Here is a 14,994-nt window from a genome sequence, read left to right on the forward strand (position 1 = left end):
ATCGTCAATTGTTTTATGAACTCCCATCGACTATCCTTTAAAGAAGGGCTAGAAATACTGGTTTCCTCTCCATTGTCAGAGCTTAAACAGTTGGCAAACGCCATTCGAGAACAGCGACATCCCAATAAAGAAGTTACCTATGTCCTCGATGCGAATCCAAATTATACAAACATCTGTAAGATGAATTGTACGTTCTGTGCCTTTTATAGAAAACCACACTCTCCAGATGCTTATTTACTGTCTCTTGAGGATTTTCGTAAATTATTAAAATATTATACAACGCTAGGAATCAAAACAGTCTTGTTACAGGGAGGAGTTCATCCTACGATTGGTATAGATTATCTGGAGTCTTTAGTTCGTGTTACCGTACAAGAATTCCCCTCTATACATCCACATTTTTTTTCTGCTGTTGAAATTCACCATGCAGCTTTAGTTTCTCGTATCAGTGAAGAAGAAGCTCTCAATAGGCTTTGGCAAGCTGGGTTAAGAACTATTCCTGGGGGTGGTGCAGAAATTCTTTCAGAGCGCGTTAGAAAACTTATCTCTCCTAAAAAAATGGGCCCTGGCGGATGGTTAAATTTTCATAAGCTCAGTCATAAGGTCGGCTTTCGGACCACAGCAACTATGATGTTTGGTCATGTAGAAACATTGGAAGATATCCTGATCCATCTTGAATCACTACGTGAAGCTCAAGATGAATGCCCCGGCTTTCTGAGCTTTATTCCTTGGAGCTATAAGCCTCAAAACTCTCCTCTGGGCAAAAAAATCCCTCCAAGACATACAGAAGAGATGTATTATCGTATTTTGGCAGTAGCACGTATCTTTTTAGACAACTTCGACCATATAGCTGCTTCATGGTTTGGAGAGGGGAAGGAAGTTGGAGCTCGAGCATTACATTATGGTGCTGATGATTTTGGAGGCACCATTTTAGATGAAAGCGTGCATAAGTGTGCAGGATGGGAACTAAAAAGCACTGAAAACGAAATCCGCGAGATCATCCAGAAAGCAGGCTTTATTCCTGTAGAAAGAAATTCTTTCTTTCAGCGCATCGAGACAATTTCTTACCCATAGAGATGGTAATCCTCTGCAATTCTTTCTGCAATGGAAGTCGCAGTTAGCCCTAGCGTAGGGAGCTCTCGAAACATGCTATAGCGCTTAAACCATGTTCTTTGCTTTTTCGTATATCGCCAGCTATTAGAAAAAAATTTTTGTTTGACTTCTAAATAATGATCTTCTGGCTCTCCACATTCTATGAACTCTATCCATTCGCGATACCCTATAGCTTTTGCCGCAGAGGGATTGTGTTTTATCCCCTGAGCCAAAAGGTTTCGCACCTCTTCTAGCAATCCCTCTTGAAGCATCTTGTCACAGCGAATATATAATTGCTGTTTTAACATCTCTTGATGGGGAGAAAGAAACCAAGCACGACAAGAGTACTCTGATGAGCAGACAGGACGGTCATTCCACTTATGATCACTGACACGCTTTCCAGTAATTCTCATAATTTCCAAGGCACGAATAATTTTATTGCGATCATTTTTCGTAATCGTTAAGGCGTATTGAGGATCTAAAGACTTTACTTCTTCATAAAGAGCTGCCAAACCAACCTTTTCTGCATGAGCCTCTAACGCGGAGCGTACATAGACATCTCCTGCTGGGCCCTGCGGAGGTCCAGCTAAAAACGCATGAAAATAAAAGCCTGTACCCCCAACTAAAATAGGCACTTTATTTCTTGCAAAAATTGCTTGACACGCGTGGATAGCTTCATAATAAAAATCGACAACGTTGAAAGGCTCTTGAACATGACACACATCAATTAAATGATGTGGGATAACGCGCCTCATTTCCCAGGGAACCTTAGCCGTGCCAATATCCATGCCTTGATAAACTTGCATAGAATCTACTGAGACAATTTCCCCGTCAATCATAGAAGCTAATTTTAAAGAAACCTCGGTTTTCCCTGAGCCAGTAGGGCCTGCAAGCAAAATCACTGTACGTTTAAATAGCTTCACGAACTGCTTTTGAGGCTCAAGACGCTGCTCAATTTCTATAGATAAAGCAGTAGGTTCTGGTAGCAACATACCCAAAACTAAAATTTACTGAAACATTCCTGTTCTGAATGACACAATGATAACAGTTGGTCTACCCCAGCCATACGCAACACTTCAGCGACCTGATCTTGCATACAACATATGCATAATCTTCCCTGCAATCCTTGTAGGAACTTGAATATAGACAGGACAAGACGAATCCCAGCACTACTGATATAGTGCATTTCCTGCATATTTATAACAATTTTATGCTTACCTAAGGAAATTTGCTGTTGGAGATATTCCTCTACTTTTGGCACTGCTACAGCATCCAAAGCTCCTTGCAAAGAAACAACAATAATCTCTCCATATTCCCTGATCGTGATATCCATACGAAGTATCTCCAACAGCATCTCGAAAATATTAGGTATATTATTTACGATAAAAATAAAAAACAATGTACTCTCATGGCCAGATTTTTTTTTAAGAGCATTTTCTCTCCAGGCCCTAAGTACTCTGTACTTACAGCTTTTACTGTGATTTTTTTAAGTGCGTTAATCTGTGTCCCAACATTTTGTCTATTACTTTTTCCTAACCAAGCTCTTATCTCGAAAACAAAAGATTACCCCATAAAAAACCTCTTTTTAAAACCTACAAGCTTGCATAAACTCCCCGGAATTGTCTTCTCTGAACTTTTAGGGCTTTTTGCAGATGAATCTACCTCTTTGCAAAGCTTTTCCATAACACAGGCAGAAAACACCCTAAACCGCCTAGGAATCTTTTCTTCACTATCCATCAAAAAAGTCCCTGATTACAAAGGGATTGCTATTTTCTACGCATTGAAAGATCCTATGGCCTATGTCGCAAACCAATCTAACATGCTATTCGATCTCGAAGGAGACCTATTCCCTTGCCTTCCATATTTCCCTTCTCTTAATCTCCCTCAGGTATTTTTCCCAGAACACGATCTTTCCTCTTCCAACATCCCAAAAGAGAAAACTTTATTAATTACTCGACTCCTTCAAGAATTCCCAAGCCTATCAATGACTATAGATTTAACAACATACGACACTTACCCAGGAGAAATCCTTATTTCCCTACCATCTGGAGACTTTTTACGTCTTCCTAAACAAGATTTTTCCTCTGCAATTCAACTATATAAACAAGCAAAAAAGCATCCTTTAATAGATTCTAATTGCTCTTACATCTATGATTTGAGATTTCCTTGCACATTACTATTAAAACAACAATGCAACCCGTTTTAGTTCTCTCCCAACTTTCCTCTAAAAAAGAAGCAGTAATGCTAGCCGAACTTCTTGTCTTAGAACACTTAGCTGCGTGTGTGCACATTTTTCCTAAAGGGGAATCTCTATATATCTGGGAAGGACAGTTAACTTCTCATGAAGAGTATCTTGTACAGATCAAAACTCTAAAAAAGCACTTTGCAAGCATCACTATGAAAATCCAACAAACCTGTTCATATTCCTGCCCAGAAGTCCTTCTGGTCCCTATAGAAAAGGGAAATCCTGCGTATTTACAATGGCTTCAATACCAGTGTTCAAAATCATGAATAAACATTGACTTTTTCCCCTGATAAGCTATACTCCTTCCACGAAATAGAAAAATATAATCTTACATTGGTTGTAATCTACGTCTCAATTTAATTTGGATTTTATGGAAGAGTTTGTAGCTTATATCGTTAAAAATTTAGTTGCTGATCCTGAAGCTGTTCAAATTTCATCTGTTGAAGATAAAGCTAAGGAGTCTATCAAAGTAGAGATCCGTGTAGCGCCTCAAGATATTGGAAAAATTATCGGAAGAAGAGGCAACACTATACATGCTTTGAGGACTATTCTTAGGCGTGTGTGTGCTAGATTAAGAAAAAAGGTGCAAGTAGACTTAGTGCAACCAGAAAATGGGGAAAATATTGTGTATAGTGATGCTTATTATGATTCTAAGCCTGAGTTTTCGGATCAGGACGAAGAAGTCATTCAAGAGGATATCGTAAACGATGAGGGACTTGAGGTTATAGAAGAAGAGTTTTTAGCTTCTTCTTGTAAATGTTGCTGTGGTTCCCACTCTCAATGTTAATTTTTCTTTAGAGTTAAAAAGCTAAAAGAGGTTTTTCTCTTTTAGCTTTTTTTTGCGTAATCACACGTAGGATGCGGAACTCTCAAAACTTTCTCTTGTTTGTCGAATCTATGTAAACCTTCTATAATGAGATAATCTAGAACTTTTTCTGCAGACCATTCGGATTGTTCAAAAGCTCTTAAAAAAGAACTCGACGCTGTCATTCCCGGGATTGGATTGATTTCTGAAAGCCAATAGTTTCCTTCTTCATCCAAAAAGAAATCTATCCTAGCGCAACCTTTACCTTGGATCGCTTTAAATACGCGTTCTGCGAACTCTTTTACACGATTCTCTGATTCTTTAGGAAGCTGCAAATCAAAGATAATCCTAGCACTGGATATTCCATTCAGGCCATATTTCTCATGGTACCCAATAAATCCCTGAGAACCACGCCTTTCATTAGGTTTTGCAATATAAAAGCTATAAGGCTGGCCTATACAAGAAATTTCGATTTCCCGAGACTCTAAGCGGCTCTCTTCAATAAAAATATCTGTATCATAAAGAAAAGCCTCTGAAATTTTCTCTTCAAGCTCCTCTTTATTGTTTACAAGGAAAATCCCCAAGCTAGATCCAAGATGCGAAGATTTCACAACCATAGGGAACGTGAAGATATCCAATATGCTGCGGATACAACCTTCAGGATTTCTTTTCCAAGCAAACAACGAGAGCTCTTGGTAGGGGACTACAGGAACCCCTACAGCAGACGCAACGCGTTTTGTCATGAGTTTATCCATAGAGATCGCAGCAGGAAGCAAATCTGGTCCTCCGTAAGGCTTCCCTAAAATTTCAAAAAATCCCTGTATAGAGCCATCTTCCCCAAAGGGGCCATGCAATATCGGTAAGAAAAAGTCGATACTTAGCAAGGCTTTGGCAATTTCTGAAGATAATACAGGGCTTCCCTGCTCCTTAGGAAGGGGGGTATTCAAATCCTGAACAACGTTCCATAATCCATCGCGGCTGATGACAAAAAATGTACAGTCATAGTACTCCTGAGAAAACCTATGGGAAACATGGCGAGCAGAAAGTAGAGAGATTTCATGCTCACATGATTTCCCCCCACATACAAGCCCTATAGATAACTTTCTAGGTTCAAAGTTCTTTAGGGCACTTCCTAAAACATGAATATTTCCTGCCCCTAGGGAAATACAAACATCATGAACACGAATTTTCTCTTTCAAAAACTGCACAAGCTGATCAAAAGGAATATAAGAGCACTTCACAAGAGACTTCAAAGCAATTTGGTTGCTAAGCTGTTCCATGGAGATCTCTACAAAGGGTTCTCCAGCACTATAGACATCTGTTAAAATCACTTCGTCAGCATCTTTAAACGCATGAGGAAACAGATCTAAACAGGCTTGCAGTCGTGAAAACCTATGTGGCTGGAAAATTGCAATGACCCTCCGCAACCCTACAGCATCACGGACAGCTTGTAAGGTATGGGAAATCTCCACAGGATGATGGGCATAATCTTCAAGGTAAAGATACTTATTAGAGCAATTTTTCTGTTCTAACCTCCGTTGCACTCCTGGGAACTTCTTCAAAGCCTTACGAATCACAGAAATCTCAATCCCAAAAGTCAATGCCACCCCACAGGCTGCAGCAGCATTCAGGACGTTATGCCGGCCAGGGAGATTGAGCTCGATATTTTGATATTCTATACCACAAAAGATAAAGGAAAATGAGCTCTGCCATTCCCTTTGATAGAAAGATACGACCTGCAGTTGACAGGATGGAGAAAACCCATAGGTAATTCCTGAGATCTCCCCTTTTAGCTGGGGGCAATCTCCATTATAAAATACCTTTTGGGAATCTCTGACTTTATTTGAGAACTCCTGCATTGCCTTTAAGAGCTTTTCAGGGTCATCATCGTAATTAACAAGATGCTCCTCATCTAAGTTTGTCACGACGGCAACGTCGGGAGCATAGTGCTTTAAGGAGCCGTCACTCTCATCGGCTTCTGCAATAAATATCGAGGAGCTCCCTGCATGGCCATTCAGAGATTCCGAATTTAGGCCTCCAACAGCATAAGAGGGGTCGTTTTTTGCTTCTTGAAAAATTGCGATGATCAAAGAAGTCGTTGTAGTTTTCCCATGACTTCCTGATATAAGAATTTTTGTGCTTTCTTCCATAAGCATTGCTAAGCACTGCGAGCGATGAAGCAGAGGAAGCCCTCGCTGTTTTGCTTTACAAAATTCTACGTTATCCTCGGAGATCCCCGAGCTATAAATCACAGTTGCATGCTCAGGAATATGGTCTTCATGATGGCCATAAAAACACAAAGCTCCCTTAGTTTTTAGCTTATTTATGATGGAATTTTGCGAAGAATCACTCCCGGACACTGAAAATCCCTTGTCCAGCAAGATGTGTGCTAATGCACTCATTCCAATACCGCCTATCCCAATAAAATGATAGTGAGGCGTTGTGCGCATATCCTTACCTATAAGTGCTCACAAATAAACTGATAAAAGGAGATCCGAGATCTGTGCTTCTCATAATTACACAGAGATTGCCTTCTGGCTTCACTAGTTTGAGAATCTAGAGCAAGCATGACTTTTTTGACCAATATTTTCTCGTTCAACTCCGTTTCTAAAATCATCTCTCCCCCCCGGATATTCTCTACAAAAAATTGCGCATTCGCTTGTTGATGGCCATATGCTCCTGGATAAGGGATAAAAATCGCTGGGGTCTTTGCCCACAGAAGTTCATCTAAAATTGTAGCTCCTGCACGACTAATTACAAGATCTGAAGAGATAAGAACATCAAGCATGTGCGTTTCAAAATGTTTTACACAATGGGAAATCTCCCCCTGTGTATAACAAACCTCCACGTCTCTAATTTCCCCCATAGGGCCAACAATATGATGCACATGGATATTCGGAAATGTCTCCCTAAGCTGACATAGAGCTCTAGGAACTATCTGATTCAATATTCTTGCCCCCTGAGACCCTCCAACCACACAGATCCTCGGACTTCCAGAACACTGTACATGTTGTTTTTGCGTCCTTCTTGCGACAAATACCTCGCGAGAAGGACAAGGGAACCTTTTTGCTGTAGTAGAAAAGTTTACTCCTACCCCTTTGGCAAAACGGGAAAACAGCTGGTTTACCTTGCCTGGCACAACATTTTGCTCATGCAAAAACATAGGCAAACCTTTCCTGGCTGCGGCTAATACTACGGGGAGAGAATGGTAGCTTCCAAATCCTACAACAAGATCAGGTTCAAACTCTCGAAATACTTTTAAAGAGTGCTGATATCCTGCAAGTATCGCTTTCCCTCGACGTAACATCACTAAAGGAGAAGCTAATGCTGGAAGGCCTGAAGGAATTTCTCTATATGCTACATTATTGTCTTGTATTACCGGATGTCCTTCTAAGCCTTTCCCTATTAACAATGTCTCTACGCCTTTGCTATGAAAGAGCTCTCTCGTTGCTAATGCAGGAACGATGTGTCCCCCAGTCCCCCCAACAGCTAAAATTACCTTACGCATGCCCTTCATCATAAACCCTTAATAATAAGGTAACTCCGCACATATTTGCGATCAATGAAGATCCTCCTTGGCTGAAAAAAGGGAGGTTCACACCCTTACTAGGCAGTAGACCAGAAACCACTCCGAGATTGATGAACGCCTGCATACCAAGAATTACAGTAATAACGATTGCAAGTGCAGCACCTTTTTCTGAAACTGCACGAATAGCGATCGCATACCCCCCGTAAATCACGCACATGTAAAGCAAGATCAGAAACACCATCCCTATAAATCCAAATTCCTCAGCATAAATTGCAGCGATATAGTCATTTTGTGCTTCTGGCAAATAGGTAAGCTTTTGCAATCCTGCTCCCGGGCCCTTTCCGATAAGTCTACCTGAACCAGCAGCAATTTTCGCCTGATACGGCTGGTGCCCTCGTCCTTTAATATCTAATTCAGGATGAAGATACACATTTAAGCGATGGCGTACATAAGGCATTCTATACGCTAGATACCCCCCACAACAGATAATCCCTATCAGAGGCACAAGCCAATACCACCAACGTACTGACATCATAATGAATACAGGGATCAAAGAGAATGCAATCACAGCAGCTGAGCCATTATCTGGTTCTACTGCAATTAGGAAAATGGGGAGAAACAAACCTACTGAGAGTTTTAGAAACTGTAGAAAGTTCTGGCGATATTGCTGATAGGTCCCGAGGAACTCTATAGCGACTATAGGGATAAGATATTTGACAAACTCCGAAGGTTGTAGAGCTAGCTGGCCAACCCCTATCCAACGTCTCGCGCCATTTCTACAAATCCCAACGCCAGGAATTAATATAAAAATCAAAACCACGCTTGCTACAAGCAAAAATACTGGGCTCATCTTAAGGAAATCTTCCCATCCTATCATATAGATAACAGAAGATGCCACTAGACCAAGAATAAGATAGGTTACTTGACGAAGTAAAGCTTTATGGGTACTGCATGCTAAAGAGCGATCTAACACTTCTGCAGAAGAAGTATCGAAGACCATGATTAACCCTAAGGAGAAAATCCCTAATAAACAAGAAACGACAAACCACTTCATAAAATACGCGCGGTTCTATCGTATACGCAGTTGATCCCCAGGACGAATCCGTCTTGCCTTATGCTCATCAAGATTATTGAGTCGAAGTAGTTCCTCTAAACGAATATGATTCCTTAAAGCAATAGTCCAAGGGCTATCCCCTTCTTGCACAGTATAGTAATTTTCAGGATTCAATGTTTCGGGGCGGGAACTTTGAGTAGCAACCTGCTCCACAACAGGGACTTTTAATACCTGACCAATTTTTAATTGTGTTGAAGACAAATCATTCAACTGCATCAGAGTAGACACTGTCGTATGGTTGGCTTTCGCTATACGCTCTAGGAAATCCCCTTTCTTTACAATCACTGTAGTGAAGGCCTCCTTCCGTTCCTCCACAACAGGCTGGGGTTGCTGCTGCACTTCTTGAGCTTCCTGGGCAGGCTGTTGAGGAGAAACCACAATATGTTGCTCTTCCATAAACTGCGCTGCCAAGACCTCTTTAGCTACGGGAACTGGCTGTGCAGGAACGACAGCAGCCACTTGAGAAGCCTCTGGGAGTTTCTCTTCAGGGGCAAGAACTTTGACAATCTTTTCAGAGGAAAACTCTGAATAATTCTCTGCATAATTTTTTACTACACCACGCTTTGACGTGGCGAACAAAGCCACAAGCAAAATTGCATTCATCAAAACAGCAGTGATTACCATATCTCTGCGATTCATAAAGAACTCAAAGCCTCCATTTCTCCAACTAATTTCTTAAAGAAAATCCCTCGTTCTTCAAAATTCTGAAATTGATCGAAGCTTGTGCACCCTGGGGATAATAGGATAGAATCTCCTGCACTAGCAAGCGCTTGCGCAATCTCTATAGCTTCTTCTAATTTATGAGCCATACATACAGGAACAACACCTGCCACAGCTTGAACAATTTCTTCTCGACACTCTCCCATTGCTATAACATGTTTTGCTGTTTGAGAGAGAACAAAAGAGAGAGCGGAGAAATCTCCACCCTTATTTCTACCCCCTAATATGACTATCACCTTGCTCCCCAAAGCAATAAGGGCTTGTTTTACAGCCTCAACTGTTGTCGCTTTACTATCGTTATAGTAATGCACATTATGCTTTTTCCCAAGATACTCTATTCTATGTGGGGGCTTTTTAAAAGTCTGTATTGCCAAAAGGAAACCTTCAAGAGGAACATGACAGACTTCCTTAGCCAAAGCATAGGCAGCACAGTAATTACTTCTATCATGCAAGTATATTGGTTTTAATGCACTTGCTTTATCCAAAATTTCTTGAGTCTCTTCAAAATACGCCCGATAAGGCTTTCCTAAAGAAATCCCCTCCCCAACCCATAAAGTTTGAGGATCTTGCACATAATTAGCAATATGGCTTTTCGCCATCATGTAGGCATCCATCGTATCGTGATAGTCAAGATGATTCTGGCATACATTCAGCAAAGCGGCAGAAGAGAACACAGGGATCCTCTCTTCTTGATCTACTAGTTGAAATGAGCTTATCTCTACAACACGAATTCCTGAAACTCCCTGAAGCTCTAAAATGGGCGTGCCAATATTCCCCATAGATACTGCGGAGAGTCCCAGTGTATGAAACAAATGCGTTAAAAAACTCACCGTTGTAGTCTTTCCATTTGACCCTGTGACACCTATAGAAGGATATTGTTGAAATTCTGGACTTTTTAAGGCTACTTGGATATCTGTCTCTACAGAAATCCCTCGAGATTTCGCCTCTATTACCCATGCATGCGTAGGAGGAATTCCTGGAGAGCGCACGACAAAATCAACCTGTTTAGGAAGCTCTTGCGTCCCTTCTAAAAGCTTTACATGCGACTCAGGGATATTGTGTAGTGCCTTTAAAGAACGATCTACAATCGTAACATGATCCCCGAGACGATAAAAGTATTTCGCTAAAGATTTTCCTGAGACCCCGGCACCTAAAACCACAACATGTCGAGACATTTAATATCCCCAAAATAAAGCCACAACCCCAACAAAAACACAAAAGACCCCAAACAGCCAAAAGCGTTGTACAATCTTAGGTTCAGGAACACCTTTATATTCGAAATGATGATGCAATGGAGAACATAAAAATATCCGCTTTTTTCGGAGTTTACAACTGAGCACCTGTAAAATGACGGATCCCGCCTCGACAACAAAAACTCCGCCAAAAATCACCAAAAATATTTCCGCCCTCATGATTACCGCGCAACATCCTAACAACCCACCTAACAATAAAGATCCCGTATCCCCCATAAATACCTGAGCTGGGAAGCTATTATACCATAGAAATCCCGCTCCCATACCTATTAGGGTTGCCAAAACAATTAAGACCTCCAAGGTGATTTCTGGAGCCATGGGCCGATATAACGCAACAAGAAGAAGGCCTAAGGAGGCAAAACAGAAGCTCCCTGCGGCCAGGCCATCTAAACCATCTGTAATATTTACTGCATTACACGTCCCAACAATTGCGACGACTGCTAATCCCAAACAAAAAATCTTTCCTAAGAACGAATGAAACTGCACATAATTAGAGTAAAAGGGAATTTGCAAGGTAAATAAAGGTTGTGTGCTACCATAAACTTTCGGCAATACTGCCAACGTTGCAATCGCAATGCACACCTGAATAAAAAACTTATGTTTTGCCTTTAACCCATGTCCCTTTTTCTTCTTATTTTTGATCGCATCATCGTACCATCCCAACCCGCACCAACAGCATGCCAGGACAAGCATGATCCATGTTATTAGTCTAAACCACGGCATCCAAACTATCAGGGCCATCAAAAATACGAGAAATAAAAGGATGCCTCCTCCAGTAGGAACATGAGCTTTGTCTTTATGGAGAGCTTCAAGTTTTCCACAATGCTCCTTAGCAATTTGATCTAAAAAGTTAGAGCTCTGCAATCTACGAATCACAGTTTTCCCTAAAGCGATTGTAAACACAATTGTTGCAGCAGATATTGTGCTTATGCTCAAAAACAAAGAAGGAAGTAAGGAACAATAAATCCAAGAAAGCATGTTACCCTACAGCACTAAAAACAATTTAAAAGAGATTCTAAAGCTAAAGATCGCGATCCCTTAAGTAGAACCACATCCCCCTGCTGCACAAGATCTTTCAAGATCATTTCGATATCATGAGGGGCAGAGTAAAACTCCACTTGGCAAGAGTGATGTTGTACCATATGCAGCACGGGGCTCCATTTTTCCCCAATAAAAAATATCACATGTGCTCTAGACAAAGCTTTTGTCGCCACCAAGGCATGGCCTTCCTCAGAATACACTCCTAGCTCTGCCATATGCCCTAGAATCAAAATTACCTTCCCTCCATTACTAGGAGAGGGGAGAGCCTCTAGAGCCGCTAACATTGCCTCAGGGCAAGCATTATACGCATCATTAATTACATGAATGCCATTACGTAGACTCTGTTCAAAGCGCATGGGAGGAAGTTTCAGGTCCGGCAAGGAACTTATAAGATGCTCTAGAGGAGTCTCAAGGAGCCAAGCTAAAGATACAGAAATAAGTAAATTTGCATAAGCAGGCTGATAAGGAAACGCTATAGGGAGATAGATGTCCTCATCTGGAGTTTGTATCGTTACCCCATGAGAATCTAGAGATTTATAACAAAAATCTGCAGCTTGGTCATGAAAAGAAAAAGAAAATTTTTCTGCAGAAGGTGACACTTCACACAGATCCTTGTACCAGGGAGAGTCTTTAGGGAGAAGTTGCAAAGAACTTCCCTGTAAAATTTGTCGTTTTTCTTCTACAATCTCCTGGATGCCTCTAGGAAAATGCATCGTATGTTGCGTAGCAATGTGGGTAATTACAGCCACCTCAGGCTGCACAATAGAAAGAAGATTGTGCATATCCTTAGGTTCAGAGACTCCCATTTCCAAAAGCAAGAAATCTTCATCCCCATCTGCCATTAAGATACTTAAAGGGACTGTAAGCTGAGAATTATAACTTTTCGGGCTCATAAACACCCTATAGACTGAAGATAAGAATACATTTGAGAATTCTTTCGTTGTTGTCTTCCCTAAAGAGCCTGAAATTCCAATAATCTTTCCTTGAAATAACCTTCCCTTATTCAGCCCTGCTTCTTGCAGCGCCTTCCTAGGGTCTTCAACCCGAACAAATTCTAGACCATAATTATCTCCCTTATATTCCTGAGAAATCACAGCAGCAACAGCTCCTGCTTGGGCGGCATGCTGCAAAAAATTATGGCCATCTGTAGTCTTCCCAGGAAGAGCAAAAAAGAGATCTCCTGGTTGAACTTGTCGAGAATCAATCGCCACCCCAGAAATCTTCTTCCCAGATCTCCAGTAGAGCGCTTTTGATAACATTAATGAAACCCACTCCTCTAACAATATGGATTGCATAGTTCCCTCTCAAGTTCTTCTCAAAGATTTTTTGACCAAGTTTAATTATCCTTAAAGAATAATATAAATAAAGATAATACACTGTTGAAGTTTTAACAATTCCCCTTACTATAAAATCCTGTTTCGCATAAACTAAAGCATCTGAATCTCATTTGCGGTGGCATAGCCAAGCGGTAAGGCCGAGGCCTGCAAAGCCTCTATCCCCGGTTCGATTCCGGGTGCCACCTTTCCTATTGAAGATATTGTGAACTAAAAAATGACTTGGTAGTGTGAGTTTTATACAGCACTACTGGAGAACCACATGTCTGATCAGGGGAAGCTATCAAACTGCGAAGTAGATAAAAAGCTTTTTTTAGGGATAAAAAAGGTCTACGACGTTGCTAAAAAGTTTTATGGGCCCCGCCTGATTCCGTCTTCTTTAACATTTTTGGAGGAGCGCGGCTACTCTGTCCTTTCTCATATGACTCTTGAAGATCCCCATGAAAATGCTGGAGCAGATTTTGCTAAGGCCATGGCGAATGCTATCCATAAAAAGCATTTAGACGGTGCTACTACGGGGCTCATTCTTCTCTACTCCATATTAAAAGAAAGCTACGTTTTCATTAATCAAGGTCTCTCGACTTATAAACTCTCCTTAGCACTGCAGAAGAAATCCTCCCAACTCCTTGAGCATTTACATACGTATTCCTGGCCAGTGAAAGATCCCAAGAAAATCAAAGATTTGGTGTTAACAGCACTGCGTTATCCTTCCATTGCTGAGAATATCTCCTCTGCTGTTGCTGCAATAGGACCTTCAGGATGTATTTCTACAACGAGAAGTTATCAAATAGACCTCCAGGTAACCCAGGGGATAAAAATAGATTTTGGCTATACATCGACATATTTTATTTCCGATCCCCTTTCACGCACAACTACGCTCTCTTTCCCTTATATTCTCATCCTAGATCAGAAAATTTCCAGCATTCATAGGATCCTTCTTCTGCTTAAGGAAATCTCTCAAAATCACAAACATCTTTTGATTTTCTGCGAAGACATTGACAAAGATGTTCTTGCAACGCTAATCGTGAACAAGCTTCGGAAGTTATTACAGGTTACTGTTGTAACTATCCCTGAGCTCTCAACAAAGCGGCAGAACTTAGCAAAAGATCTAGCTCTATTTACAGGGACACACGTTTACTCGCAGGATGCTGATCTGAGCATGACCATGCTAGGCTCCTGCGCCTCTGCTGAAATCTCTGAAACTCAAACACTACTAATTTATGGCCAACATGTTCCCGAAGTTCTTGCGTTGAAAATTCGTCAACTCGATGAGGAAATCCGCACGACGACCTCACCTGAAGAAAAATTGGCTCTTCTGGAAAGAAAACAACGCCTGCAAGGTTCTTTAGTTCTAATTACTACTAAGGAAGAGACAGAGCCTCTATATACATTAGGTCTTAGACTAGCCAATTCCGCAAAAGAGCATGGCTATCTCCCCGGAGGTGGGGTCTCTTTACTGTATGCTTCTTTAAGCTTAGATAAAGACAGTCTTTCTACAGAAGAGCTCGCGGCAACACATATTTTACAAACCGCGTGTAGGGCGCCCTTAGAGCAACTGATCCTCAATTCACAGGCAGATTGTGATGTAGTGATTAATAAACTAAAATCTCTTGCAACGGCAAGTATGGGTTTTAACGTTCTCTCTCAGGAGATTGAAGATCTCATTGCAGGAGGTGTTTTGGATTCTTTGGCGACCATTTCCACAGCTTTATCTTGCGCCACAGAAACTGCCATTACTGTGTTCTCTTCAAAAGTGATCACTTAGGGGGTTTTTGCTTATTGTTATCTTAAATAATTTGATTTAATCTTTTTTATTACAAACTCCAGGGAAATTTCTCCGTAAGAATAAGATAGTATTCAAAAC

The 14,994-nt window shown here is 41.1% G+C and carries 14 protein-coding genes and 1 tRNA gene; 6 read left to right on the forward strand and 9 right to left on the reverse strand.

What is annotated here, in order from left to right; genetic code table 11:
- Nucleotides 1–15: 15 nt before the first annotated feature.
- Nucleotides 16–1,071: a cyclic dehypoxanthinyl futalosine synthase gene (gene mqnC, locus G5S_RS00550; protein ID WP_013712226.1), complete on the forward strand. Its 1,056-nt coding sequence runs from the start codon at nt 16–18 to the stop codon at nt 1,069–1,071.
- On the opposite strand, the gene miaA is transcribed toward mqnC, so the two are convergent.
- On the reverse strand, nt 1,062–2,081 hold the full coding sequence (gene miaA / locus G5S_RS00555; protein WP_013712227.1) for a tRNA (adenosine(37)-N6)-dimethylallyltransferase MiaA: 1,020 nt from the start codon (nt 2,079–2,081) through the stop codon (nt 1,062–1,064). The two genes, mqnC and miaA, sit on opposite strands and share 10 nt — an antisense overlap.
- 8 nt (nt 2,082–2,089) lie before the next feature.
- Nucleotides 2,090–2,422 (reverse strand): STAS domain-containing protein, encoded by a 333-nt coding sequence (locus G5S_RS00560; RefSeq protein WP_013712228.1) that lies wholly within the window; start codon nt 2,420–2,422, stop codon nt 2,090–2,092.
- A gap of 75 nt (nt 2,423–2,497) precedes the next feature.
- Between G5S_RS00560 and G5S_RS00565 the strand changes: the two genes are divergently transcribed.
- The 3 genes from G5S_RS00565 (at nt 2,498) to G5S_RS05070 (ending at nt 4,121) form a co-directional block, all read left to right on the forward strand.
- Nucleotides 2,498–3,295, forward strand: coding sequence for a hypothetical protein (locus G5S_RS00565; RefSeq protein WP_041466992.1), 798 nt, complete (start codon nt 2,498–2,500; stop codon nt 3,293–3,295).
- 35 nt (nt 3,296–3,330) lie between these two features.
- Nucleotides 3,331–3,600 carry a divalent-cation tolerance protein CutA gene (cutA, locus tag G5S_RS00570; protein ID WP_230469032.1) on the forward strand — a complete coding sequence of 90 codons (270 nt, stop codon included), beginning with the start codon at nt 3,331–3,333 and terminating at the stop codon, nt 3,598–3,600.
- Between the two features lie 104 nt (nt 3,601–3,704).
- Complete coding sequence (locus tag G5S_RS05070; RefSeq protein ID WP_021756881.1) at nt 3,705–4,121, forward strand: KH domain-containing protein; 417 nt, start codon at nt 3,705–3,707, stop codon at nt 4,119–4,121.
- 41 nt (nt 4,122–4,162) lie between these two features.
- On the opposite strand, the gene G5S_RS00580 is transcribed toward G5S_RS05070, so the two are convergent.
- The 7 genes from G5S_RS00580 to G5S_RS00610 are packed head-to-tail and all read right to left on the reverse strand — an operon-like array spanning nt 4,163 to nt 13,091.
- Complete coding sequence (locus G5S_RS00580) at nt 4,163–6,589, reverse strand: bifunctional UDP-N-acetylmuramate--L-alanine ligase/D-alanine--D-alanine ligase (RefSeq protein WP_013712232.1); 2,427 nt, start codon at nt 6,587–6,589, stop codon at nt 4,163–4,165.
- A gap of 8 nt (nt 6,590–6,597) precedes the next feature.
- The gene (murG, locus tag G5S_RS00585) at nt 6,598–7,659 is read right to left on the reverse strand and encodes an undecaprenyldiphospho-muramoylpentapeptide beta-N-acetylglucosaminyltransferase (RefSeq protein ID WP_148290059.1); all 1,062 of its coding nucleotides are present in this window, start codon (nt 7,657–7,659) and stop codon (nt 6,598–6,600) included.
- Nucleotides 7,640–8,722: a putative lipid II flippase FtsW gene (gene ftsW / locus G5S_RS00590; RefSeq protein WP_013712234.1), complete on the reverse strand. Its 1,083-nt coding sequence runs from the start codon at nt 8,720–8,722 to the stop codon at nt 7,640–7,642. Before ftsW ends, murG begins: the two co-directional genes overlap by 20 nt.
- A gap of 15 nt (nt 8,723–8,737) precedes the next feature.
- On the reverse strand, nt 8,738–9,421 hold the full coding sequence (locus G5S_RS00595) for a LysM peptidoglycan-binding domain-containing protein (RefSeq protein ID WP_021756884.1): 684 nt from the start codon (nt 9,419–9,421) through the stop codon (nt 8,738–8,740).
- Nucleotides 9,418–10,677, reverse strand: coding sequence for a UDP-N-acetylmuramoyl-L-alanine--D-glutamate ligase (gene murD / locus G5S_RS00600; protein ID WP_013712236.1), 1,260 nt, complete (start codon nt 10,675–10,677; stop codon nt 9,418–9,420). Before murD ends, G5S_RS00595 begins: the two co-directional genes overlap by 4 nt.
- Entirely contained in the window at nt 10,678–11,733 is a 1,056-nt protein-coding gene (mraY, locus tag G5S_RS00605) for a phospho-N-acetylmuramoyl-pentapeptide-transferase (RefSeq protein WP_024010743.1), read from the reverse strand.
- A gap of 14 nt (nt 11,734–11,747) precedes the next feature.
- Nucleotides 11,748–13,091: a UDP-N-acetylmuramoyl-tripeptide--D-alanyl-D-alanine ligase gene (locus G5S_RS00610; RefSeq protein WP_041466993.1), complete on the reverse strand. Its 1,344-nt coding sequence runs from the start codon at nt 13,089–13,091 to the stop codon at nt 11,748–11,750.
- Between the two features lie 156 nt (nt 13,092–13,247).
- Here G5S_RS00610 and G5S_RS00615 point away from each other — a divergent pair.
- Both G5S_RS00615 and groEL3 read left to right on the forward strand, forming a co-directional pair.
- Nucleotides 13,248–13,318, forward strand: a tRNA-Cys gene (locus G5S_RS00615).
- Nucleotides 13,319–13,392: 74 nt separating this feature from the next.
- Nucleotides 13,393–14,895: a variant chaperonin GroEL3 gene (groEL3, locus tag G5S_RS00620; protein WP_013712239.1), complete on the forward strand. Its 1,503-nt coding sequence runs from the start codon at nt 13,393–13,395 to the stop codon at nt 14,893–14,895.
- Nucleotides 14,896–14,994: the final 99 nt, after the last annotated feature.

It is taken from the genome of Chlamydia pecorum E58 (genome assembly GCF_000204135.1).
GTDB classification, from domain to species: Bacteria; Chlamydiota; Chlamydiia; order Chlamydiales; family Chlamydiaceae; genus Chlamydia; species Chlamydia pecorum.